Below are 22,159 nucleotides of genomic sequence, written 5' to 3'. Positions count from 1 at the left end.
TTTCTTGGCTGTCGGTTGGAGGATAGGGCCATGGCGGATGTCGCAGTACCTGCAGTTCACACCATCAGTGCGGCTGAAATCGCGCTGAGGCAACAGGAAGCTCGTTATGGTTTTCAAAAGTTCATTTGGGGCACTGTTGTCATCGGACTGGCATCGGTGGCGATCCCGGCGACAGTAACTATCGTCAGCGCTTTGATCGAGGATTGGCGGAAAAAGACTGAGTTTGAACAGACAGTCGTTCGAGGCCAACAGGATTATATCAAGAGCTTCCTAGATACCGCTGTCAACCAAAACATCGAACTACGAATTAGGTTTGCCGACTACTTCGCACATGTCGCAGGCGCGAAGGAGCGCAGTGACTGGCAATCATATTTTGAAGATTTGAGGACAAATAGAGAGAGAATTCATAAGAAGATCAACGAGTTAGAAGCGGAAAAGGTAAAAATCCAAAAGGGTACAGACCCGCAACTGGAATTTGAGACATACAGAGAACTCAAATGGGCTTACGACGAAATCGGATCATCGCCAATCGAAACCGGCGCGTATCAGCCAAAAGTCGCGGTCTACGCTGAGACGGTCTCAGTCGTTAGACGACTTGCAAGTCTGAAGACCCCCATTGACCCCAACTCTACGGACTACAAGAGGTTTTGGGATCTCTACTGGAAAGATCTGGCTGGAATTGAGTCTGAGCAGGTCGAAGCGAAGATGGTCCAAATTGGAAATGTCCTGAGGGATTACGAAAAAAATAAGCAGGCGCCGGATGACCGGCTGACCGTACTTGCCTATGAACTGGCAATCATCGTCGCCAACGAACAAACAACCCCCTCAAAATTGACCAATAGGGTCAATGAAAGCCTGCAATCCCTCGGCTACACACAACCACTACAATAGGACACGCCGACAAATCGACACCGGTCGGGCCGCGAGCTGAAGTTGTCATCTCGTTCACCTTGGTTCGTCGTCCGTGAACAATTCCCAAGGCATTGAATTGAAGAGAAGAGGATTGGCTTGCGGAGAATTCAGCTAGTGACTCTTGATCAGCGTCTTCATCATCAGTAATTACCCCAATGGCGGCTGAGCAGAAAAACAGAAGGTTTCGCGTTGTTAAATATGATCGTTCGATAACGCTTCAAATCAGTGTCCAAGGCGACGCGCCGAGGGGGTATCCCGCTTTATGCGGCTGAGGAAGAACTCCACGATACCATCGTCAAGAAGCAGGGTGCCTTCGACCGGCCCATCCAATCCTTCGCTATGCTGTTCGAGGCAGGTGCCGCCATCGAGCTTCGAACGGTGGTGATGCGGCAGAACGACATCAACCTAAGGGATTGCAGCACAATAGCGACTGAAATGCGCTGGCAGACTACCAGCGTCTGAAACCAACTGAAACCAAGCCGCCCCCGTGGTCATTTCGTTCCGGCCGAGGGGGGCTGTCAATCGGCGTCCAAAATTGGGTCTGACGCATTTTTGATGACGATTTCTTTCACATTGCCCCGATCAATCGTGCCTGAAGAAGATCCAGCTTGGCACGCCCATACATTTGCCTTTTAACGAGCTTCAGCTTGTTGATCTGTCCTTCGACCTGGCCGTTCGACCAAGGTTCTGTGATGGCGGCGGACACCGCTGCCTTGTCTTTTAGTATCCCGTTGGCGAAGGGGGCGAACAGACTGTCGCGCGCATCAGCGATCCATGGGTCGAGTTCTGTCCTGGCCTTCCTTCGGATCATTGTCTGGAACCGATCAATTAGATTGCGGGCTTGGATCAAGGCGGGAACGCCGGCTTCTATGGCCGCAATGGTGATGGTGTCAGCTTTACTCAGTTGATCGCGAGCAGTTGTCATCAATCGGGCAATCGTTCTGGCGGATGGCACTTTTTGAAGTTGCTGGTCGCAGATCCGCTCAGACCGCCGTCGCCTTGCGGCCCACTCGCCGACGACACGAGAACAACCACGGAAGCCTTTGCACTTTAGCTGTCGCCAGAGTTCAGCGCCGTTGTGCTGCCCAGATCTCCAGAGTTGATCTAACAGCGGCAGATGGGCCTCAAGGGAACTTTGTCTGACACGGAACACATCAGTTCTGTGACCGCGGACGATCTGGCGAACTGTGCCGCGGCTATAGCCGGTTTGTCGCACGATTTCCTTTATTGGAACGCCATCGGAGGACAGCTTGGTGATCGTCGAATTCTCGTCCTCAAGCCGCAGATAGCTGTCATATTGCAGTCGTTCAGCGCAGGTGAGTAGCGCAGGATTGATCGTCGTAGCACCAATTGCGGTACGGATCGCTCGCATGGATTTGCGCACGACGTCGAGGAACGCCGCGCTGGCGTTCTCCATCAAATGCCAACGATCTGCGACCTGCATGGCATGGGGTAAAGCCTTGGCGGCAGCTTCACGATAGCCACCGCCTCGGTCGCGGGAAACAATCGCAATTTCGGGGTGCTGAGCAAGGAAGGTGGAAACTGTCGCGATCTCTCGATCGGGCAGAAGCTTTATAATCCTTCGCTTCTCAAGATCACATACGACGGTGCCATAGCGGTGATTGCGGCGGAAAGCCCAATCGTCGACGCCGACGACGCTTAGCGCGTCATCCGACGCCGCGGATCTTCTTCTCACCGCGCGGATCAGGGTGTCATTGCTGACTGGGATCATCAAGCGTTTGGCAAAGGCTGCTGCGGGCCGCCCTCCCAGAGCCAACCCGAGATGATGTACGACGGTATCAAGCCGAGCGGTCCGACGGCTGCGCTCCGGAACGACAAGCTCTCCAAACCTTTCGACGAAGATCCGGCGACGGCAGAATGTCATCTCACAGATAAAGCGCCTTGCCGATAATCGCAGTTGGACCCTGGTGCCAGCACAAGGCAAATCAGCAATTTTCCGAACGTAGCGGCTATGAACACGATCTGACATTCGGTTGCATAAAGGGCAGGAACGTCGATCGGCGGCAGCCCGCGCTGAAACAATGATAACCCCGTTGCTCTCGTCGGAACGCTCAACAATCAATCCGGCCGGGATCAGGGACGACAGACGAAACTTGGTCGCCATGGTGCTGATTCCTTTCTGATAACCGCGCCAGTTTCGACCGCGAAATCATCAAATATGAGTCAGACCCAAATTTGCACGCCGGAACACAGGCAAGCGTGACCGGGCGTTGATCGGCCTGATGACCTATACCTTTGCGCGGATCGGCGCCGCCTCGAATACGGAAGTGAGGGACGTGTACCCGCAGGACCGGCGGCTCTGGGTTCGGCTGCACCAAAAAGGTGGAAAGCAGGTGGAACTGCCCTGCCACCATTCGCTGGAAAGCTACCTCGATGACTATATGGAGGCTGCGGGCCTGAAGGACACGCCGCGGGCGCCCTTGTTTCAGACATTCCGGCGAATGGATGGCCCAGCAGTGAAATCGACGCGCTCATGCCATGGAACTACGCCGCCTGAACGGCTCCGGCTTGTCGCTTGCATTCAAAGACCATTCCGGTCTCCCTAATAATTTTTGAAAACGCCACCGTCTTCGATCGTGAAACTGATTTACGTCGATTGGAGACGAGCTTTCCCAGCGAGGTAGAGCGCGAATTTTGCGAATAATCTGTGCACACAGAAATCTGTGTTTCTGCTTAAGCAGAGATTCGGCTAGGCGAATGATACGCGACGCGGCACCAGGACTTCGGTCAGATGTCGGCGGGCACCACGGTGAGGTAGAGGACGCCCATCGGCAGCGGTTCCTTGTTCTGCCAGTTGTCATTGCGGAGCTGCAGCATACGCGAGCCCGCGTAGATCGCCGCGCCGAGCGTCGTCAGTCCGGCGAGGGTGACATCGCACTCCCGGCCGAACGCGAGCCGGTCAGCAAACGAAACGTCAGACATGATGTCGAGGCAGTGCGATTTCAATCGAGGTAGCTCGGCCTATGGAACCGGTTGTGTCAAAATGAAAGCACATCGTCGCGACACGACAATGCCTTTGGTGACAGGACAGGACTGGCAATCCGCCACTGTTTCCCTGTTGCGCTCGCACCCGACGTTGCGCGTAGGTCTTCATCTCAAATGACCACACACTAGTCATAAATCGTTCGGCGCACAGAAAGCCAGGTATCCAGTGAACGCAAAAGTCGATTGCACAATCCGCTGACGGTAATATGCTTTCCATGAACCAGAGCTACAAGTTCGGCATAGGGCCTATGAGCAAGCAAATCTCCGTGCGGACAAAACCACATGTCAACATCGGCACGATCGGCCACGTTGATCATGGGAAGACCACGCTCACCGCAGCCATCACCAAATATTTCGGGACCTTCGTCTCGTACGACCAGATCGACGCTGCTCCGGAAGAAAAGGCACGCGGTATCACGATTTCGACGGCGCACGTCGAATACGAAACGCCGAACCGTCATTACGCACATATCGACTGTCCCGGCCACGTCGACTACGTCAAGAATATGATCACCGGTGCTGCCCAGATGGACGGCGCAATCCTAGTTTGCTCTGCAGCTGACGGCCCGATGCCGCAGACGCGCGAGCACATCCTTCTTGCTCGCCAGGTTGGCGTTCCAGCGATCGTGGTGTTCATGAACAAGGTCGACCGGGTTGATGACCCCGAGCTTTTGGAGCTCGTCGAGCTCGAAATTCGCGAACTGCTGTCGTCCTACGACTTCCCGGGCGACGATATCCCGGTCATCAAAGGCTCGGCACTTGCTGCTCTCGAAGATTCGGACAAGAAGATCGGCGAAGATTCGATCCGCGAGCTGATGGCTGCTGTCGACGCCTACATCCCGACGCCTGAGCGTCCGATCGACCTGCCGTTCCTGCTGCCGATCGAAGACGTGTTCTCGATCTCGGGCCGCGGTACGGTTGTGACCGGCCGCGTCGAGCGTGGCATTGTCAAGGTTGGCGAAGAAGTCGAGATCGTCGGCATCCGCCCGACGACGAAGACGACGGTGACCGGCGTTGAAATGTTCCGCAAGCTGCTCGATCAGGGCCAGGCTGGCGACAACATCGGTGCGCTGATCCGCGGCGTTACCCGTGACGGCGTTGAGCGTGGCCAGATTCTGTGCAAGCCGGGTTCGGTCAAGCCGCACAAGAAGTTCATGGCTGAAGCCTACATCCTGACGAAGGAAGAGGGTGGCCGTCATACGCCGTTCTTCACGAACTATCGTCCGCAGTTCTACTTCCGCACGACCGACGTGACCGGCATCGTAACGCTTCCGGAAGGCACGGAGATGGTTATGCCTGGAGACAACGTTACCATTGACATCGAGCTGATCGTTCCGATCGCGATGGAAGAAAAGCTGCGCTTCGCTATCCGCGAGGGCGGCCGCACCGTCGGTGCCGGCGTTGTCGTCCGGATCATCGACGAAGAAGGCGATGGTCCCGTTCTGACGCGGAGTCGTCAGGCGACTGCGACTTCCTCCCACGTTGCCGCCGTTCGAGACGGCCGTTCCGTGGCCCAACTTCGCGATGACCTTCGCAAAGTCGTTCCAGAACTGCAAACGTCAACGGGCTATTTCACCCTCACTACGCTGACAAAAGCAATTGAGCTCGATCAGCTCAATGAGCGATTTCTTGAGGCAATCTTTTCTCTGTCATCGTCGACCGAATCGATTTTCCGCGTCAGGGGAAAGCTCCTCTGTGAAGACGAAGTCATTCTCACACCCGATCAGTTCGAAGCCGTAATACAAGACGACGTAATTTCTCACCCCCAGACTGGCGAACTCATATTCAATGCGCGAAGCCGCGTGCAACCGATATTTTTGCTGAGGGATCGCGTTGGAACCACCAGATGAACGGAAAGACTTGACCTACGAGGAGCTGCGGGCATTTTATGCCAAATTCCGAGGCCTGTGTGGCGGGGCTGTGACCGATTACCATTGCGCTCAATCCCACGGCGGACGGGTCAAGGCTCTCGAGAGCATTCTCGAATACTCTTACGATGCGCTCGTTCGCAACCGCCATCTTAACCAGTCTCATTCAGAGGACGCTCTTACAACCGGCATCATTGAACAGCTGGCATTGTTGAGAATTGAAGCTTCTCACGACACTCAGGACGGGGGCCATTGCGACATTCTTATCAAGGGTGATGACCATTTTTGCTGGATTGCCGAGGCGAAATTACATCGCGATTACACTTGGCTTGTAAAGGGGTTTCTGCAACTGCGCACGCGCTGCAGCAATAGCGTCTACGGACGAGATCACGGCGAGATCCTTATCTATTGCCGCGCCAAACGTGCAGCGGAAGTGCTCGCCAATTGGAAAGAGCAATTAACCACGAACATCGAGGATATCGTCGTTTTCGAAGATAAGATCGACACGCGACTATGGTTTCGCTCGCATCACACGTGCAATAGCAGCGGTAACCGATTCTTTATTCGTCATCGAATTGTACCGCTCTATTGGGCCCCAGAAGATCGCGACGTTCGTAGAAGGAAAGCCGCTTCAGATGCATACAATTAGTTTGACCTTCGGATGGCAAGAACCAACCGTATGGCGATAGCGTCGTTCACGACCCCGTCGCCGCCTTGCACCTGTAATGATGAACCTTTTTTGCTAGATGATAAAGACTTCCAGCATACCGTTCCGCAGAACCATGCGGCTTCAGATTTCATCACCATCGCCAATTACACGGAAGTCTGCCCCCAGCGAAAAGCAATCAGCTCGCGCTCCAAGAAGAAGGGCGTCCAGTTGCTGCATGCGTCGAACATCTGAATCGACCAAGTTGCCGTCAGCCATCTTGCCACGAATGGCATTTAAGACGCTGCGACGGACACGGGGCTGAAACACGACCACTTTTGTTTTCAGGTTGGAGCCCAGGCCATCGAGAATCGCGAGTAACGCTCCCCTATTTTCCTGACGTTGCCCGTCGTGCCAAACTGCATTCTGGAGCACCCCTTCGGCATTCTTTGCCAACTTCTCTCTTAGCAATCCGCGATCAACGTGGCGCAGATTCTTAACCGCCTGCCCGACGACGACCTCATAGTCAGAAACGGAAATCCCACGATTGGCATTGTCGGAACCGCTACCCTTCACGTGGATTAGGGTCAACTCAGGCGGATCGCTTATGTCGTTTAAATGGATGAAATCTGCAGATTCCATCGCACCGTCGTCGCAGACTAGCCATCCAGTTTGCAGGCCCCGTGCATCCAGATTGGGCCAGTGTCTGGCAACCATGCCAAAGAGAGAACTGTCCTCAGCATTGCCGGTATTTTCAACAGCAAAGCGTTGCCCATCCAGCGGCTTCTCCTGCCAGAACGCAGTTCCATCATGGGCCATCGAGACCCATTGCCAGTCCAAGAACTTGGCGTCGCGAAACCTGGTTTCGTAGAAATGACCACGGGAGAAAGTGTGACCAGTGTCGAAATAAGCCGTGATGTTGTCTGGCTGCCGACAGATCTTAAGGATCTCGACATCTCGGTCCACGTTGTCGAAGCCGTCAACCTTCCGAATTTTGAGACGAACATCGGAACCCAGCGTTCGCTCGAATTCGTAGGCCAGCCGCCCGAGCCTTACATCAGCCCAGTAGACTTCGGCTTCAAAGTTGGCGCTTTCGGCCGTCGCCGTAATTTCAAACCTTGCGGCATCGCCGAACTGCTGAAGCCATCGAAGTTCGTCTTCGCCTACGTGTCCGACTCCATCATTCACCTGTTCGGGGACAATGAAAGCTAAATCGTAAGGTTGCTCAATTCCTTCCAGTGTGGTGATAGCCGAAGCGAGGATAGGAAGCGGCCTGTCCGCTCGCGCTGCGTCGTTCATGCAGTTTGCGGCTCGATCAAGGATTAGACCGACGTTGACGATGAACTCCTCCCAAGACCGTGTAGGTCCAATCCAGATCCTGCTCCCGGTTGGACTTGCGCCGACTACTGCACTTGTGAGCTGTTCCGACAAGGACATCGTGCTGCGGACCGAGCTGAAGTAGTAGGTCTGGTCCCCAAGTGGATCGAGGGAAGTCTCCAACTCAAGTCCCGACAGTATTTTCGAGTCAGGCTTGATCGTTGTTCGGCGATGGGTGCCGCTGAGCCAAAGCGTGCGGACCTGGCTCTCGACAAATGCCTTGTTGATCTCGCTCGAACTAAGCCGCCTAATTCTCGTGAAAGGTCCATTGGTCGCGCGCAGAATTTTCTTTGCTACCGTACCTCGAAGACCATTATCCGAGAACTGCAACGCGTATAAATCACCGCGTTTGGCAACAATGATCAGCTGATTGAGCGTGTCTGCAATGCCCTCACCGGAGAACCAACTCGGTGATCGCTTTTCGACGTAGTGCGCCCAGGCAATCGTCGTTCCGCCACTTTCGATGGACGGGTCTTGGACCGCAGGAAATCTTGGTTTTTCCGTGCCTTTTTTGTCAGCATTGTCTTTTGCGAGATCGCGGATGGCGGTAAGCAGCTCATTTGATGCGACGGCCTCTCCGTTGGTGGCTTTGTAGATCGAAACCGACAAGTAAGGCGTACATTGATCGCTGGACAGTGCCATTAACTTTCCCCCATTCGTCAGCGCGCCAGCAACGGCACGTGATGAAATAACATCGAACCGTCCCGCATCCTCACATTTCCAGGTCATAGGCCGCAGGCAAATTCTGCGGGCGATAGGATGACACAGCCTCCTTCCGATGGAGCGCCGACTCGTGGATCTTTGCTCCTTCAGGAATGACTCGCGGCTCGCAATGGGGCAGGTAGTAGCCAAGCAGGCCCTTGCGTTTTGGCCATTCTCGCCATTTCATCTTCTTCGGCACCCACTCGAGAATACGCCAGGCGCCGGTTGCTGATACGTGCAACTTCGCACTTACGCTGGGCTCAGCGTACTCATGTTCACTATCACTCCTCGCCTTTCCTTCCACGAGGTGATTGAACATCGACGTGTTTACGCTCAGCCCGTTTGCCTTGGCTTGTTGAATCATCCAGCGGAGCGGGAATTTTGATAGCCCGCTCTCGTCCTCCGGATAGCCACCGCCGATGTCGGAATGGCAGCCCGCGAACCAAACCTGGCGGCTGTCTTGCTTTCGAGGCTCCGACGTCGAAAAGCGATTTGGCTTGAATTCCTGGCCCTCTTTCCATCTACGCAATCGAAACATCCGGCGAAATTCATCGATGGCAATTGCTTGACGGAAGACTTCAACGCTTGGGTTCTGCAGCGTGTAAGGCAGTGTCTCCAAACTCGGGATGTAGAAACGGTCAGGTCGCGGCACGATGACGGATGCAACGGTATCCCAGACGCCAAGGAACTTGATCGTATCGTCCGTCCGCCAACAATTCTCCGGAAGTGCCAAGCTACGGAAAGATCTTCACCGTCCATGGCGGCGCGCTTGTAAGCGGCGAACGCATAGCCGACGTAGTTCAACTGGTCCTGGTGCAATAAACCGAGGAGGTGAATGAAGCCAGCAAGGATACGGACACTGTAAGCGCCGCGGCTGAAGCCGAAAAGAAATACCTGGTCGCCTTCACTGTAATGTTCAGCCAAAAAACGATAGGCACCAAGCACATCGTCGTCCAGGCCATAGCCTGTGCCAAGCCCCAGAACGCCTTTTGCGTTCTGGCTAATTCTCCCCCAGGTCTTTCGTTGACCCAACGTTCCAACGCCAGGGTCGTAATACACAACTTGATCGTCTTCCTTCTCAAGCATCCTATACAGCTTGAGAACATTGGACATGTTCACGCCGATTTCGTTGCCGGTTCCATCACAGCAGACGACGATGTTCTTGGGCAAATCGTTAGCCTCCCCTCAATGCGCCAAAAATCTACCACAGATAGAAACCACTTCAACTAGCTCGCCCCTACTTGGTGATGTTTTTGGTGGGCCTTAGCAGCGAAGTCACTGGATCGTCAGAGCAGATGCGAAACCACCGATCCTGCGATTCTGATCAAACACATTCAAAGGCAAATCAGCCTTTGGCATCCACACGCGCCCCACTTCCACCGCCGCCGAGACCGGCAAGGCGGGAAAAACGTTTATCGTTGCCCCTTCTCCGTGTACCGACTTTATTCGGTCAAAGAACCGTCTCAGCTCCTGGCGAAAGCGGGAAAGGTCGCCAGCGTTCCTCATGATGTCGTTGTGTGGTGACTTCGCAGTTATCGACCAAACTGAAACTTCATCCCCTAGAACGGAAACGATCCGGTCCTGGGAAACGGAAGCACTGAGGCCCAGAATAAGCGCAACCGTCGGGTGGATCTCGCTCGGCGTCGCGGTCTGAAACTTGATCGAAGGCGTATCATTCTGCCATTTCCATGTGGCGGGCTCACGATGTCGCTGATGAACCTCGGCGGGCAGAATGTCGCAAAGCTGCCGTCCGAGCTCGATCAAGAGCGGCTGGGGTGCTAGCGCAAAAACACTGGCATGGGTGATTTGCTGCCGTTCGATTCGCCCCCTGATTTTATCGGCGAACAGACGTTGCAAATTACCCTGCTGAATTTGCCAATACTGCTCATCGGCATCATCGAGCGACAGACCAAGCATTTCGAGATCGATCGTTTCAAAGGATGCCGGTGAGCGATCCGGCAGCATTGATGCAAAAATCTCGTCTCTAGCGACGAGCGCTTCGTTTTTGCCGATGTTGGCACCGAAACGAATGACATGTGAAGCGCGATCCGGCTGGATACCAGTTGCCAAGCGCACCCTCCGTTCGTGCTCCTCCTTCATGAGTAGCAGAAGTTCCTCTGGATGCTCGTCAGGCGCTTCATTATCAATCAAGCGATGGCATTTGGCGCACAGAAGCATAAGATTGGAGAGATCCTTGGCGAGAAGTGCCGATCTGGTCGGATGACCGCGGGTTCCCTCAGGCGAGTCGGCGACGATGTGGGCAACAAAGCCAAACATCTTATCCTCCTTTCCTGAGAGGAGGTCGCCTATGAGCTCGCAGTTGCAGCCACGAAACTGACAACGGCCTGCCGCACGCGCCCAAAGCGCACGCTGGACCTTGTCGGGAATCTTGGACTTCACCATTCATTCAATCCCTTCGACCAGGCGCGTGCCGCCGCTGCAAGCGGCTTCGGCTGATACGCTGCTCTACATTACGATGCTCCGGATGCTCTCCCCCTCCCCGCCATTCGCCATCGATCAGCCAGTCCTCGAAATAGAAGAGCCAAAGTGACGTCCACGGAATGATAGTCTGATCGAGCCGCATCCATGGCTGCCACTCATAGGTTCGTGGTAAATAGAGACAGAGGAGGGTGGGCTTCTGGTCGTATACGTGTGGAAGATCCTCTCCTTCCGACAGCATCAGGAGATCAGGGCCGTCGATGAACACTCTCGGCGAGTGGTTAGGCGCAAACTCCAGTCGCGCGTCATAAATGCGGGAAAGAGGTGTTGGAGATGTTTTGTAATGCCACCTGAAACGCCCCGATCCGAGTTCACCGTCACCAGTCGACAGCGGGTTCTTCGTCAAAAGAAGAAACTGCTGCGCAGCGGTCAATGGCTTCAGATCGGAAAAACGCATGGCAGCTACCGCCCAAAGAAAGTGTTGGCGCGTACGGGCGTTACGCTGGCCGTGGTGATGCCGGTCACAAGGCCAATACGGGGTGCTACGCCAAGGGTGCCGTTCTGGCGAGAGGTCGAGATATCCTTGCTGATCGAGTCCACTACGGCTTTGGCCGGACCGGAGCCAAAGGCGTCGCCGAGCTGCCGCTTCAGGCCATCAAGTCCCTCGACATCTTTCAGCCTGCTGATGTCGGCAAGAGCGCGAGAGTGCCAGGTGAAAAATATCTCTGCCCGCTTGGGATCACCGTTCCATTTTTCAGCGAAATTTTCGCCCTTGGTCGTCTCGTTCCAGACAAACCAGTGCATTCGACCGTTTACGCTGCGGGCTTCGATGAAGTCCGGCATGTAGCGGATGACATCGAAGAGGAGGTCTAGTTCCGTGTCGTAGGTAAACGTCTTCACGCAGTATTCGTAGCTCTGAGACGCCAACGTTGTAACGAGCACCGAAATCGGCGACAGAGACATATCGATTTCGTTGACCGCGATGAAAACGTCCCGATGCCGCTTCAAAATCTGGACGACCCTCTGCAGCAGGCCTTTAAAATGAACCTGCTCCGGATAGGGTTCGATGTCGGCACGCGCGCGATCTTCCGCATGGAAGCTCTTTGTTACCCGGAAACGAGGCGCCAACTTCACGCGTTCAAGGAACAATGCCTTATAGCCTTTAGGGTTTGATGGCTTCCAAATCTTGAGCGCCCGATCTGGGACGAGCTCGCCACCCATGTTGCAGCCCAGGTTCGGAATAGACGGCGTGATATCCATATGGAATTCGTTGGCGTAGACGAGCCGCCAGCAGCGCGCCATCTCCACCAGCAGCGGCTTGTAATGGCCGTTGGCTTTCAACCGATCGCCGATTGCCTTCTTCAACGCGACAGGCTCGACCCAATTTCCAAGGTTTGGCGCATGGGCTACGAGATCGACGTCATGTTCATTGCTGCCGATCGGCTTCACAGTCGTTCCGAGCGCCGTCGATCCCTGGAGAAAAATTCCCATTGCTTTGAGCAAAGGATCCTCCGATTCCGCCAACCATCCGCCCACGCCGTCGTAGCGCTCCTTCGCGAGCTCCGCTTGGCTCGGCGCGATTTCGAGTGTGGCGCACATCCGCTCCAGAGCGCCGATGAGCATCCCGTCCCGCATGATAAGTCGGTGGTCGTGAAACATGCATTCCTCCTGCGCCCGAAAAGCGATCTCGCCGTAAGATTCGCTCGCCTAATTTCGTACAGATAAATCGAACGCTTGCCATCGTCAAGCGTTGTGCTATAGTTTTGTACAGATTAACCGAACGGCGCGGCACGAGAGTGCACGCGCCTTCAGCGATTCAAGGGAGCACTTCAAACATGTCTTTGGCTGGCAAGCTCAAAGAACTCAGGGGAAAAAACCGCCAGTCTCTGCAGGATGTCGCGGATGCGATTGGAGCGTCCAAGACACACATCTACGATCTTGAGACCGGCCGCAGCACGAACCCATCGATTGAACTTCTCACAAAACTCGCGACGCATTTTCGTGTTGCCATCGCCGATCTGGTCGGGGAGAACCCGGAAGGAAAAGACGAAGAACCCGGCCTCGTCGCAATGTATAGGGATCTCAAATCCCTGGCTCCGCAAGATCGAGAGACCATCCAGATGCTGATGGACAGGCTGAAGCCTAAGGGGAAGTAGAATGGATATCTTGCGGATGGATTTGGCTGATACAGGGTCGCCTGAAGGGCTTGTCAGCCTGATCCTGAAGCATGAGCCAAATCTTCCGCTTCCCGTACCGATCGAGAAACTGGCGCTTCAGCTCGAAGTCGAAGAAATCGCCGAGTTACGGACAGAGGGCTTTGAGGGCGGTTTGATCACCGACACAATTCGGAGCCGCGGCATTATCCTGGTGAAAAAGGGGGTAAACCAGCCGCGTCGCCGGTTTACTATCGGGCACGAGCTCGGCCACTTCCTGATCGCCAACCATATCCCAGACAAAGACGGTCAATTTCTTTGCTCAAGGGAAGACCTCCGTGTGCTCTCGGCAAAAGAGGGCGACCGTCGGGCGAAAATGGAGGTCGAAGCGAACCGCTTCTCTTCCCTGATCCTGATGCCACCGCCGAGACTGCGTGAGGCCTTCAAGAAGCATCCCTCGCCGAGCTTGGAACAGGTCTTCCAGCTGGCTGATCAATTTGGTGTCAGCAAAGAAGCCATGGCGCGGGCATATGCGGAATATCACCCCGAATCCCTGGCCTTTATTGTCGTCAAAGATGGGAAGGTTGGACGTGTCTACCACAATCGAAAGCGCTTTCCTTTTGTCGTAGCAAGCCGCAACAGATCCGTCCCACACGGTTCGCTGTTCTACCAGAGGAACATGCGGATCGGCGTTCCGAGCGAAATTGACGGCCGTCTGCCCGATCTCTGGATTGACGTACCCCGCGGACAGCGCGCCCCAGCCCTCAGCGAACAGGTCTGCCTTCAGAACAACGGCTTTGCCTTGATCATGCTATGGCACGAACGTGCAGAGGACGAGGAGGAAGAAAGCGAGGATATGACGACGAGAGACCGGTGGCGTGCTCAACAGGAACTATATCGCAGGGATTGATCTCGATGGAAGGCCATAATTTCGAGCGCCTCAAAGCCCACATCGTTCCCCTGTCGAACTCGAAGTCATTCGAGACAGCTGGACTTGAATGGGACTTGGTCGGCGTCGAGATCAGTGAAGAATATGATCAATGCCCTTGCGGTCAGGATATTCTCGAACATTGCTACATTCGCAATCGACTCAATGGCGCCACCACCTATGTCGGCAATGTCTGCATCAACCGGTTCGTTGGAATTGACACCGGAAACCTCTTTGAAGGTTTGAAGCGCATTCAGGCGGATCTTTCTGGCAATGCCAACGACGATCTCATCGAGCACGCCTACCGGATGGGATATCTGTTTGATGACAAGGAATGTCGCTTTCTCAAGCAAACAAAACTCAAACGGAAACTCTCGGCGAGACAGTTGAGTTGGAAGCAAAAAATCAATCGACGGATTCTAAATCAAACGATCGTACAGCGTAGGGGAGCGCACCAATCACGCTAGTGTCACGGGGGAATGCACTGCCAGACGGATAAAGCGCGGGGGGCGACGACGGTCGCTGTGCCTGGTCTCAGAATGTTCTGACTATCTCTGGGCCTTCGCTCATCACGAGATCGAAGTCCTGGCTATACATGGTTGGGCCAAGCATTGCCGAATTGTCTGGCGATACGGCCAGTTCGAATCCGGCCGGATCGATCCAGCGCAGGCCATCGGCGATCCGGATTGGGATGACTGAATATCTTCCCTTGGCACCGGTGGTGCCGGACAGGCCGGCCGGCATTGATCGGGATACAACCAGTTCAGCCGTAGTTGTTCTTCTGCTGCGAGACCACTCAAGGAAATGTCGCGGATCGATCAGATCCTCGTCGTCTGCCACCGGCTCATCCCGCTGTTCCATCCAATCCAGGAACTCCTGCTTCAGAGGGACGGCATCATCGCGCGAACGGGCGATGCCCTGCGACAAGGCAAACGCGATGAACGGGTCGAGCGTCCCCCAGCGGAGCAGTTCCTTCGCCCAGAACGCGAACCACGGCAGGTCCGCCGTGTCTTTCCACGTGTCGAGGGCCGGTGTCGCGAAGGGATCGGGATTTTCTTCGGTCCACCGCTGGGCAACGGCGGCTCCGATTGCAACGCCCAGCCGGAATTCCAGATTGTCCGCAACGAATGTCTGCCACGCGCGAAGATCGTCGACCGGAGGCTCCGAAGCATCGGTAGCCGACATCCACCAGGCCAGCACCTCATGCCATCTGGCATAGAGATCGCGACCCATGACGGTGTCTCGGACCGCGAAGCCGAAGCCGCGGTCCGTCGCGATGATGTCTCCCATCTGCCGAAACAACGCCAGCCGGTCGTCGTCCTGCATTCCGCCATAGCGGTCCGCATAGTGCAGGATGTCAATCAACTTTTCTGCCGCAGGCCGGAAGCGCCGGCCGATACAAGGGGTATAGCCGAAACTGTAAAGGGTTTTCCGTTCATCGGCGTCTGGATAAACTGTCCCGACAAGACCCTTGGCTCTTTGAATGAAGGCCTGTTCCATCCAGGCTTCATAGGCGGAAGCCACGCGCGCGAATGTGTTCTGCCAGATGTTGGCAATGGCCGTCTCAATCTGCGCTTGGGTCAGCTGGGCCGGCTCGATGGCCTGCAGCTCTTCGATCGCAGACAGGATGATGCCATCCAGCTCGTCGATGCTGTCTGCCAGCCGGGCAGCTGCCGAGGGCGACGCCGTGCCCGCTTCTGGAGAGAGGGTTTCCGGGATGACAACCTCCAGCCAGGTCAGGAAATCAGCCGGCGTCGCCGCGCCAAGCAGGTAGGCTCTCTGCGATATGGAGCGCATCAGCACTGCAAGCGGACTGTGATGCTGGCCCCCCCCCTGCAGCGTCCGCGATCAACCCCCCGAGGAGATTGTCGTATTCGCCCCTGCGGGCGCGGATCTGATTACGCTGGATCGGTCTTTGAGCATTCGCGGTGGTCGATTCTGAAACCGGAAGAGCGACAAGCGTCATGCCCTCCATACCCTTGGCAGCACCCGGGCGGCCGGCGCGGCCGGCAAGATTGCGAAATTCCGCCGTCGACATCGGATGTTCCGTTCGCTGGCCAGTCGCGACATCGAAAGAACTTCTCATTACAGAGGGCACGAAGATCAGATCAAAAGGCAGGTTGACGCCTTCGGTCAAAGTGGCGGTCGCCACGGTGATGCGGCAGATCGAGCGCTCGATTAGCGCCACCATCATGCGCCTAAGACGTTGTGGCATCTGGCCGTGGTTCGTCGCAACCCCGCTGTCGAGCAATTTAAGCTCGTGGGAATCTTGGCCGCAATAATCGGCGCAAACCATCCTGGCAGACTGAAAGAGCTCCGCATCAGGGCCATCGGCCGGCGGCACGAATGCCGGAACCGCATCCCATCCCTTGAGCGAGAAAGCCTGGGCAAACCAGCGAATGGTGTCTTCCGGACTTTGGGACACTGACACGAGGATACGTCGGTCACCTTCTGTCAGGTGAAGGGCCGCCCACAGGATCGCCAGCTGCGTGTTGTGATTGAGGCTGCCTCTGACCGTGGCCGGCGCCTGCGGCATTGGCGCAATGCGAAGGCGCATGTAGACGTTTTGACCGCGGCCGCGCACCGCGAGGACGCGGTCGTTGAGCATGTCGAAGAGGATCTCTGGCGGCGCGCCGGGGCGAACCTCGAACGTGCCGATCGCTTGCCTGGTGCTGCGATAATAGGATCCCACCGCCTCCGCGGCCAGATTTCCCTCGATCCAGCGGGCGACCGGTCCGGCGGCCCCGCCTGCCACCGCGGTAAGCGCAATGCGGACGACGCCGGGCTTGCGGGCCAACAGCCTGGAAATGAAGGCCTCGAGCCGCGCCGCACGGCTTTGATGTTCTGCGAGGCTTTCCTGCTCATAAACCGTGTCTTCGACGACCACCTGGTGGGCCTCATCCACCAGCAGGAGCTTCAACCGCGCAAGCAGCATCGGTCCGAGATAGCGCATCAGCGCGTCGGCCTTTTCGACAGTTGCAATGAGCACGGTCGGGGTATCCGCGGTCAGCCAGGCGTCTGTGATGCCCCAGTCGGCTCCCCCATATAGTCCGGTGACGATGAATTCGCGGCCGAGTTCGCCGGTGAGTTTCGCCTCGACCTCGCCGGCGAGCGCACGGGAGGGAACGATGTAGAGGGCAAGCGGTGCCAGAAGGCCGTCGCTCAGCAGGAGAAGCTCTTTTACGATCGCCAGGTTCGCGACGAGCGTTTTACCCGATCCGGTCGGTGTACACAGGGCGAAGGAAGAGTTCTGGAGCAGCCGCTCTATGCCTTGATGTTGCGACTGCCAGAGCACGCCACGCCCTCTGGCATATTGCCGCCTGGCAAAACCATCCAGATACGCCAGATGCCCTGGACGCGTTGCGGCCAATCGCCGAAGAGGCTGATAGATCGTCGCCTTGGTATAACGCTCGCAAGCGGACCGGATAAAGAAGGCCAGCGTCGCGACGTCCTCTGGGGCAAGACGCACCAGAAAGCGCTCGACCTGGCGAAGGTGGGTCATAGCGGCCGCCAGCCTGTCGACGTGGCCCCGGCGCAGGCTGTCGGCCGCGAGCCCAACCGATCGGATCAGCTCGAGCGTCGTCAACCACGCAAGATCGGAGTCAACATCCGCCTTGAAAAACGCGTTTGAGGCGTCCGGCACGGTCGCCTCAGGATGCGCGTTCCAGAACGCAGCAACCCTCTGCAGCACGCTGTCGAAATCGGCACTCAGGAAGTCAGCGAACAACAGAATGCCGTCGTCCTTCGACTTCACTTGCCGTAATAGTCCCGCTGCCATGGCAGGCAATCCGCCCAGCTGGTAGGATCCCGCCGCAAACAGTGCCAAGGGCACGACTTCAGCCAAGCTGTCCTCCGAGCGGGCCAGCCATTCGAAGAGTTCGCCTGCCCGACGAAAGGCTGAGCTCGCATCCACCGGGTTTCCGCCCGCGACCGACTGCAGGACGCCTCCGGCATGGATGAGTCTGTAGGCCTCTGTTAGGGTTTCCCCGGAATCGTTTTCGGACCACTGTATGGTCTCGACGTCCCATGTAGTCTGTATCGCCCTGACGAAAGCCCTTGCCTGCCTCGGTGTCAGTAGCTGATCCTGGCCAATGGCGTTTCGTGTCCGGGTCGCGATTGCTATGCGTTCTGCATCTGTGATCGGCATGGATTTCCCCTAGGGCCACAGGCTGTCATAGAGCGCGTCGATCAGTGCATCGCCATCCGACAGGATGATTTCGACGACCTGAAGGTCCCTGTTCTTCTGATGCTGGGAGGGTTTGGTTTCCCATTCCAGTAACGGTTCACCCTCACCCCGACCGGCCGCGCTGCCCCCGACCAGAAGAATGAGATCGGTGCGCTCGGACGGCGCCGGATTCTGCAGTTGCTGGATCTTGTCCAGGGAGAGGATGACGTTGGCGTATTCATCGGGCGCCAGCTCCTGGAGAATGTCCTGCAACTGCTTCACCCCAATCGGCACATCGAGGGCACGGTTGATTTCGAACCATACACCCTTGCCATCGTGGACAAGGTTGCCGGACTTTTTCGGTAACTCAATCTTCGTGCCAAACATCACGTCATCAAGAACGGAGGGTATCCATTTCTTGCGCCATTTGGCCTCGCCGGCAATGAAACGCGTGACTGCGCCGTCGTCATTGACGACGATGCCGATAAAATCGTCGCCCTTGCGGCCGAGAACCTCTCTTTTGCGCGCGGGATCGCGCGAAAGAACGTAGATATATTGCCTTGCGTCTTCTTGGTTGCGGAAGAGAAATACCGGGACGATCCATTCGTGATTGCCGACGAAGTCCAGCGCCTCGGTCATCAGCCCCGACATCACCTCTCCAAACACGCCCCGCCTGGCCTTCGGAGGAAGGCAGTTTGGATATTTTGCGTTGCATCCCGGAGCTCCGGCATCCGGATGGAGGCTCATGCCCGCATAGGCATGAAAGTACTCGCGAGCATCCGAATGCGCGGACTCGAAATAGGGTCGGAGGCCCTCGCGTATCGTTGCGTCGCCGGGAACGATCTGTTCCAGCAGAATATGACCGTAGCCCTTTTTAGACGAGGAATAGCTGGTGAGCCATTTGTTCAATGTGGCCTTTGGCGGCGCTTGCTTATGCATGATGTCTCGGTACATGGTTGCAACTCTTGGGTTACACGAGAAGCGCCACAAACGCCACAACTACAACGGTAGGGAAGGGCCGGAGCGTTCACCAAATTTGGTCCTTACAGCACCCCCCACGCCCGAAACCTCCCCCTCCCCGTCATCTCCCTCAAACCCAGCTCGCCGACGATCCGCACCGCCGCCTGCGGCGTCACGTCAATCGCCTTGGCCACCATGCCGGCCGACACCAGCGGCCGCGCCATCACCAGCTCGATCAACTCCGGCAGTTTGGACGACCGACGCCGGCCGACCAGCCTTCCCTCCATCGCCTGCCTGGCAAGGGTAAGCCGGTCGTGCTCCTTGAGGCCAAGATCGGCCGCGGCGGTGATGCCGGCGAGAAGCGCCAGCAAGCGGGTTTCGCGATCGCGGTGCCGGCGCCGATCGACGGGTATGGATTTCAGGCCAAGATTGAAGGCAGCCAGATGCACTCCGGTCGTCACACCGGCCCTGGCGCAGGATCGAGGCGGCCAGGAGGCGGCCGAGCCAAGGGGCGTGCTGCAGAACCTCCAAACCATTCCGCGCATCGAGGGCGACAACCGCCTGCAGCACCGGTGGGAAGCCGTCGAGTTCGCGCAGCACCGCCCGCCATTCGCCGAGCCGTTCGTCCTCGTCCCAGTCGAGATCGTAGACCAGCGGATCCTTTTCGCGCGCGACGGCACGGCCCGGCGCCGTTGCCTGTTCGATGGCCGCTTGCGATCGGGCCAGCACAGCATCGATGGCGCCAAACTCTGCGTCGAGAGGGTTGGCAACATCAGTGATATCCTCCCCCTCCCCTACCCCAGCCATCTCTACATCCGGTTCGACAACACTGTTCGCCACGGTGCTGTCGGCGCCATGGGATGCTGCAGGCCACGCCTGCCCGCGCAGGCTGCGCAGACCGTCGGCATTGAGCGGCCAGCCGGGCGGCTGCGACGCTATCCGGCGGCACGTCCGCAGCACGTCGCGGGCGATGGTCAGCTCGTGGGTGGGGGCGCGGATATCGGCGCCGGCGTCATGCAGCACCAGGTCTTCGAGATGCACCAGGTCGCCGTCGATCCACAGCGAGGCACAGGCGTCTGCGAAGTGTGATCGTTCGATCCATCCCGGCCCGACCGGAGACCGGGCGATCCGTTCGTCGAGCCGCGCCAGTGCGGCTGTGGCGTCGGAAATCGGCAGCAACAGGTAACTGGAGCAGATCTGCTGGCACGGGGGATTCCGATTTTTTGTGAATCATGATTCACTTCCTTTATGACGAAGCGCCGCCTCCCCATGGCCGAGCATGCTGATACGCTGTCGCTGAAGGCGCTGCGGGAATTGGTGACGGGACTTGTGGCGCGGGCCGATCGGGCAGAAATCCGGATTGAGGCGCTTGAGGCTGACAACCGAAAGCTTCGAGAAGAAAACGATGTGCTCAGGATCGAGAACACCCGGCTGAAGGTCGACAACCAGCTTCTGCGCGACGAGATTGCGCGGCTTAAAAACCTGCCGCCACGCCCACCGTTCAGGCCATCGGGCATGGAGCAGGCAACGAGCGACAAGGCGGTTGCCGGCAGCCGAAAGCCTGCGCGGCGTCGCGGGCCGAAGGGCGACACGGGGAGCGCCACGCGCCAAGAGGTACTGCCTGCCAGAGCCCCAACTGGATCGCGGTTTAAAGGCTACAAGGATTGCGTGGTCCGGGATCTGGTTGTGCGGGCCGAAGTGGTGCGCTATCGCCGCGAATGCTGGGTGACACCGGAAGGACGCACGATCATTGCGCCGCTGCCAGCAGGGATAAAGGGCGGCTACGGCGCCAGTCTGCGTCGCTTCTGCCTGATGCTTCATAGCCATGGGCAGGTCACAACGCAGCGATTGACGACCTTGCTGAACGATGTCGGTGTCGAAATTACAGCGTCATCGCTAGCGATGATCGCGACCAAACGCCAGGTCATCCGGTTTTTGACAGAGCGGCTGGATGGCTTTCATGCAGAGGATGCCGCCGTGCTGCATGCCGGCCTGGTCTCGGCTCCCTTTGTCACGGTCGACGATACAGGTGCCCGCCATGCCAATCGCAATTTCCATACGACACAGATCGGCGGCGAACAGTTCACCGCCTTCCGCACGACGCCGTCGAAGTCGCGGCTGAATTTTCTGGCCCTGCTGCGCGGCAACTATCAGGACTATGTTCTCAACGATGCCGCCTTCACCTTTCTGGAAACCCGTCAGGTGGACCCCGCCCTTCTGGCGCGGTTGAAGACATGTGAACCGCGGCGGTTTGCCAATCAGGTTCCGTTTCTCGAGTATCTGGCCGCCAATGGTATCGACATCTTCGACAAGGACATAATCCGCCCGTTTGCCGAGGCCGGCATCTGGGGCGCCATCCGCCATCACGGTCTGGTCGGCAATGCGGTGATCGTATCCGACGATGCCGGACAATTCCGCGTCGGCACCCATGCGCTGTGCTGGGTCCACGCCGAGCGGTTGCTGCACAAGCTGATGCCGGCGACGCCCGGCCAAGTGAAACACGTCGAAACCCTGCGCGAGCTTGTCTGGCACTTTTACAAGACCCTGAAAGCCTATCGGCGAAGACCTGATCCCCGTGCAGCCCGGGGCCTTCAGGCTCGGTTCGATCGGATCTTTTCGCTGCGCACCGGTTATGGCGACCTCGACAAACTGCTGCTTCGACTGGGTCGCCGCAAGGACGAACTGCTGCGGGTGCTGGAGCGGCCTGAAACCCGCTCCACACCAATGCGTCGGAAAGAGATCTGCGGGGACTTGTCATCAAGCGAAAGATTTCCGGCGGCACGGTCAGTCGCAGCGGTCGGCAGGCGCGCGACAGCATGCTCGGCCTGATGAAGACCTGCCCAAAAGCTCGGCCTGTCGTTCTGGCACTATCTCGGCGATCGGCTGGGGATCAATGACGAAGATCATCTTGTGGCACCCCTCGCCTCGATGGTTGCAGCACGCGCCTGAACGCTCTCGATCCTTTGCGCAACTAGCACCCTGCTCTGGGTCAGACATGCTGAT

Annotated in this window: 15 protein-coding genes and 5 pseudogenes; 9 read left to right on the top strand and 11 right to left on the bottom strand. The window is 57.1% G+C overall.

Annotated features, from left to right (window positions below; translation table 11 throughout):
- The first annotated feature begins 30 nt into the window (after positions 1 to 30).
- Together AC2444_RS29590 and AC2444_RS29585 are read left to right on the top strand one after the other, a co-directional pair.
- Positions 31 to 891 (top strand): hypothetical protein, encoded by an 861-nt coding sequence (locus AC2444_RS29590; protein ID WP_128449521.1) that lies wholly within the window; start codon positions 31 to 33, stop codon positions 889 to 891.
- Between the two features lie 246 nt (positions 892 to 1,137).
- On the top strand, positions 1,138 to 1,374 hold the full coding sequence (locus AC2444_RS29585) for a hypothetical protein (RefSeq protein ID WP_245461255.1): 237 nt from the start codon (positions 1,138 to 1,140) through the stop codon (positions 1,372 to 1,374).
- A 106-nt stretch (positions 1,375 to 1,480) separates the two neighbouring features.
- Here AC2444_RS29585 and AC2444_RS29580 read toward each other — a convergent pair whose 3' ends face one another.
- Entirely contained in the window at positions 1,481 to 3,037 is a 1,557-nt protein-coding gene (locus tag AC2444_RS29580; protein ID WP_128449522.1) for an ISL3 family transposase, read from the bottom strand.
- 94 nt (positions 3,038 to 3,131) lie between these two features.
- Here AC2444_RS29580 and AC2444_RS29575 point away from each other — a divergent pair.
- Positions 3,132 to 3,479, top strand: a pseudogene (locus AC2444_RS29575) (site-specific integrase); the annotation flags it as partial.
- 181 nt (positions 3,480 to 3,660) lie between these two features.
- On the opposite strand, the gene AC2444_RS29570 reads toward AC2444_RS29575, so the two are convergent.
- Positions 3,661 to 3,855, bottom strand: a complete 195-nt coding sequence (locus tag AC2444_RS29570; RefSeq protein ID WP_128449524.1) for a hypothetical protein — start codon at positions 3,853 to 3,855, stop codon at positions 3,661 to 3,663.
- 311 nt (positions 3,856 to 4,166) lie between these two features.
- Between AC2444_RS29570 and tuf the strand changes: the two are divergent.
- Positions 4,167 to 5,339 (top strand): annotated as a pseudogene (tuf, locus tag AC2444_RS29565) (elongation factor Tu); the annotation flags it as partial.
- Between the two features lie 439 nt (positions 5,340 to 5,778).
- Positions 5,779 to 6,435, top strand: coding sequence for a hypothetical protein (locus tag AC2444_RS29560; protein ID WP_128449383.1), 657 nt, complete (start codon positions 5,779 to 5,781; stop codon positions 6,433 to 6,435).
- Positions 6,436 to 6,576: 141 nt separating this feature from the next.
- On the opposite strand, the gene AC2444_RS29555 is transcribed toward AC2444_RS29560, so the two are convergent.
- The 5 genes and pseudogenes from AC2444_RS29555 to AC2444_RS29535 form a co-directional block, all read right to left on the bottom strand.
- Positions 6,577 to 8,451: a hypothetical protein gene (locus tag AC2444_RS29555; protein ID WP_164902771.1), complete on the bottom strand. Its 1,875-nt coding sequence runs from the start codon at positions 8,449 to 8,451 to the stop codon at positions 6,577 to 6,579.
- Between the two features lie 472 nt (positions 8,452 to 8,923).
- Positions 8,924 to 9,624 (bottom strand): annotated as a pseudogene (locus tag AC2444_RS29550) (T6SS phospholipase effector Tle1-like catalytic domain-containing protein); the annotation flags it as partial.
- A 162-nt stretch (positions 9,625 to 9,786) separates the two neighbouring features.
- A complete protein-coding gene (locus AC2444_RS29545; protein ID WP_128449384.1) occupies positions 9,787 to 10,914 on the bottom strand; it encodes an HNH endonuclease in 1,128 nt (375 codons plus the stop codon).
- 4 nt (positions 10,915 to 10,918) lie between these two features.
- Positions 10,919 to 11,407 (bottom strand): type II CBASS E2 protein, encoded by a 489-nt coding sequence (locus AC2444_RS29540; protein WP_128449385.1) that lies wholly within the window; start codon positions 11,405 to 11,407, stop codon positions 10,919 to 10,921.
- 5 nt (positions 11,408 to 11,412) lie between these two features.
- On the bottom strand, positions 11,413 to 12,609 hold the full coding sequence (locus AC2444_RS29535; RefSeq protein ID WP_128449386.1) for a nucleotidyltransferase domain-containing protein: 1,197 nt from the start codon (positions 12,607 to 12,609) through the stop codon (positions 11,413 to 11,415).
- Between the two features lie 176 nt (positions 12,610 to 12,785).
- Here AC2444_RS29535 and AC2444_RS29530 point away from each other — a divergent pair, with 176 nt between their 5' ends.
- The 3 genes from AC2444_RS29530 to AC2444_RS29520 are packed head-to-tail and all read left to right on the top strand — an operon-like array spanning position 12,786 to position 14,498.
- The gene (locus AC2444_RS29530) at positions 12,786 to 13,106 is read left to right on the top strand and encodes a helix-turn-helix domain-containing protein (RefSeq protein ID WP_128449387.1); all 321 of its coding nucleotides are present in this window, start codon (positions 12,786 to 12,788) and stop codon (positions 13,104 to 13,106) included.
- A gap of 1 nt (position 13,107) precedes the next feature.
- Positions 13,108 to 14,013, top strand: coding sequence for an ImmA/IrrE family metallo-endopeptidase (locus AC2444_RS29525; RefSeq protein ID WP_128449388.1), 906 nt, complete (start codon positions 13,108 to 13,110; stop codon positions 14,011 to 14,013).
- A 5-nt stretch (positions 14,014 to 14,018) separates the two neighbouring features.
- The gene (locus AC2444_RS29520; protein ID WP_128449389.1) at positions 14,019 to 14,498 is read left to right on the top strand and encodes a hypothetical protein; all 480 of its coding nucleotides are present in this window, start codon (positions 14,019 to 14,021) and stop codon (positions 14,496 to 14,498) included.
- Between the two features lie 67 nt (positions 14,499 to 14,565).
- Here the strand turns inward: AC2444_RS29520 and AC2444_RS29515 are convergent, their stop codons facing one another.
- The 4 genes and pseudogenes from AC2444_RS29515 to AC2444_RS29500 form a co-directional block, all read right to left on the bottom strand.
- Positions 14,566 to 15,828 (bottom strand): hypothetical protein, encoded by a 1,263-nt coding sequence (locus AC2444_RS29515; protein ID WP_245461244.1) that lies wholly within the window; start codon positions 15,826 to 15,828, stop codon positions 14,566 to 14,568.
- Positions 15,776 to 18,178 (bottom strand): DEAD/DEAH box helicase, encoded by a 2,403-nt coding sequence (locus tag AC2444_RS29510; RefSeq protein WP_245461245.1) that lies wholly within the window; start codon positions 18,176 to 18,178, stop codon positions 15,776 to 15,778. The genes AC2444_RS29515 and AC2444_RS29510 overlap by 53 nt, the downstream gene beginning before the upstream one ends.
- 9 nt (positions 18,179 to 18,187) lie before the next feature.
- Positions 18,188 to 19,150: an aminotransferase gene (locus AC2444_RS29505; protein WP_245461246.1), complete on the bottom strand. Its 963-nt coding sequence runs from the start codon at positions 19,148 to 19,150 to the stop codon at positions 18,188 to 18,190.
- An 89-nt stretch (positions 19,151 to 19,239) separates the two neighbouring features.
- Positions 19,240 to 20,353 (bottom strand): annotated as a pseudogene (locus AC2444_RS29500) (RHE_PE00001 family protein).
- 51 nt (positions 20,354 to 20,404) lie between these two features.
- Between AC2444_RS29500 and AC2444_RS29495 the strand changes: the two are divergent.
- Positions 20,405 to 22,105: pseudogene (locus AC2444_RS29495) on the top strand (IS66 family transposase).
- Positions 22,106 to 22,159: the final 54 nt, after the last annotated feature.

The organism is Rhizobium sp. WSM1328 (genome assembly GCF_057653715.1).
Note: the sequence above shows the minus strand (reverse complement) of the source record. Positions and strands in the feature narration are given on the sequence as shown.

Excerpts from the sequence above, each read along its gene's own strand:
- AC2444_RS29590 (WP_128449521.1), top strand. The coding sequence starts at position 31 with ATGGCGGATGTCGCAGTACCTGCAGTTCACACCATCAGTGCGGCTGAA.
- AC2444_RS29580 (WP_128449522.1), bottom strand. The coding sequence starts at position 3,037 with ATGGCGACCAAGTTTCGTCTGTCGTCCCTGATCCCGGCCGGATTGATT.
- AC2444_RS29570 (WP_128449524.1), bottom strand. The coding sequence starts at position 3,855 with ATGTCTGACGTTTCGTTTGCTGACCGGCTCGCGTTCGGCCGGGAGTGC.
- AC2444_RS29555 (WP_164902771.1), bottom strand. The coding sequence starts at position 8,451 with ATGGCACTGTCCAGCGATCAATGTACGCCTTACTTGTCGGTTTCGATC.
- AC2444_RS29545 (WP_128449384.1), bottom strand. The coding sequence starts at position 10,914 with ATGGTGAAGTCCAAGATTCCCGACAAGGTCCAGCGTGCGCTTTGGGCG.
- AC2444_RS29540 (WP_128449385.1), bottom strand. The coding sequence starts at position 11,407 with ATGCGTTTTTCCGATCTGAAGCCATTGACCGCTGCGCAGCAGTTTCTT.
- AC2444_RS29535 (WP_128449386.1), bottom strand. The coding sequence starts at position 12,609 with ATGTTTCACGACCACCGACTTATCATGCGGGACGGGATGCTCATCGGC.
- AC2444_RS29530 (WP_128449387.1), top strand. The coding sequence starts at position 12,786 with ATGTCTTTGGCTGGCAAGCTCAAAGAACTCAGGGGAAAAAACCGCCAG.
- AC2444_RS29525 (WP_128449388.1), top strand. The coding sequence starts at position 13,108 with ATGGATATCTTGCGGATGGATTTGGCTGATACAGGGTCGCCTGAAGGG.
- AC2444_RS29520 (WP_128449389.1), top strand. The coding sequence starts at position 14,019 with ATGGAAGGCCATAATTTCGAGCGCCTCAAAGCCCACATCGTTCCCCTG.
- AC2444_RS29515 (WP_245461244.1), bottom strand. The coding sequence starts at position 15,828 with ATGCGCTCCATATCGCAGAGAGCCTACCTGCTTGGCGCGGCGACGCCG.
- AC2444_RS29510 (WP_245461245.1), bottom strand. The coding sequence starts at position 18,178 with ATGCCGATCACAGATGCAGAACGCATAGCAATCGCGACCCGGACACGA.
- AC2444_RS29505 (WP_245461246.1), bottom strand. The coding sequence starts at position 19,150 with ATGTACCGAGACATCATGCATAAGCAAGCGCCGCCAAAGGCCACATTG.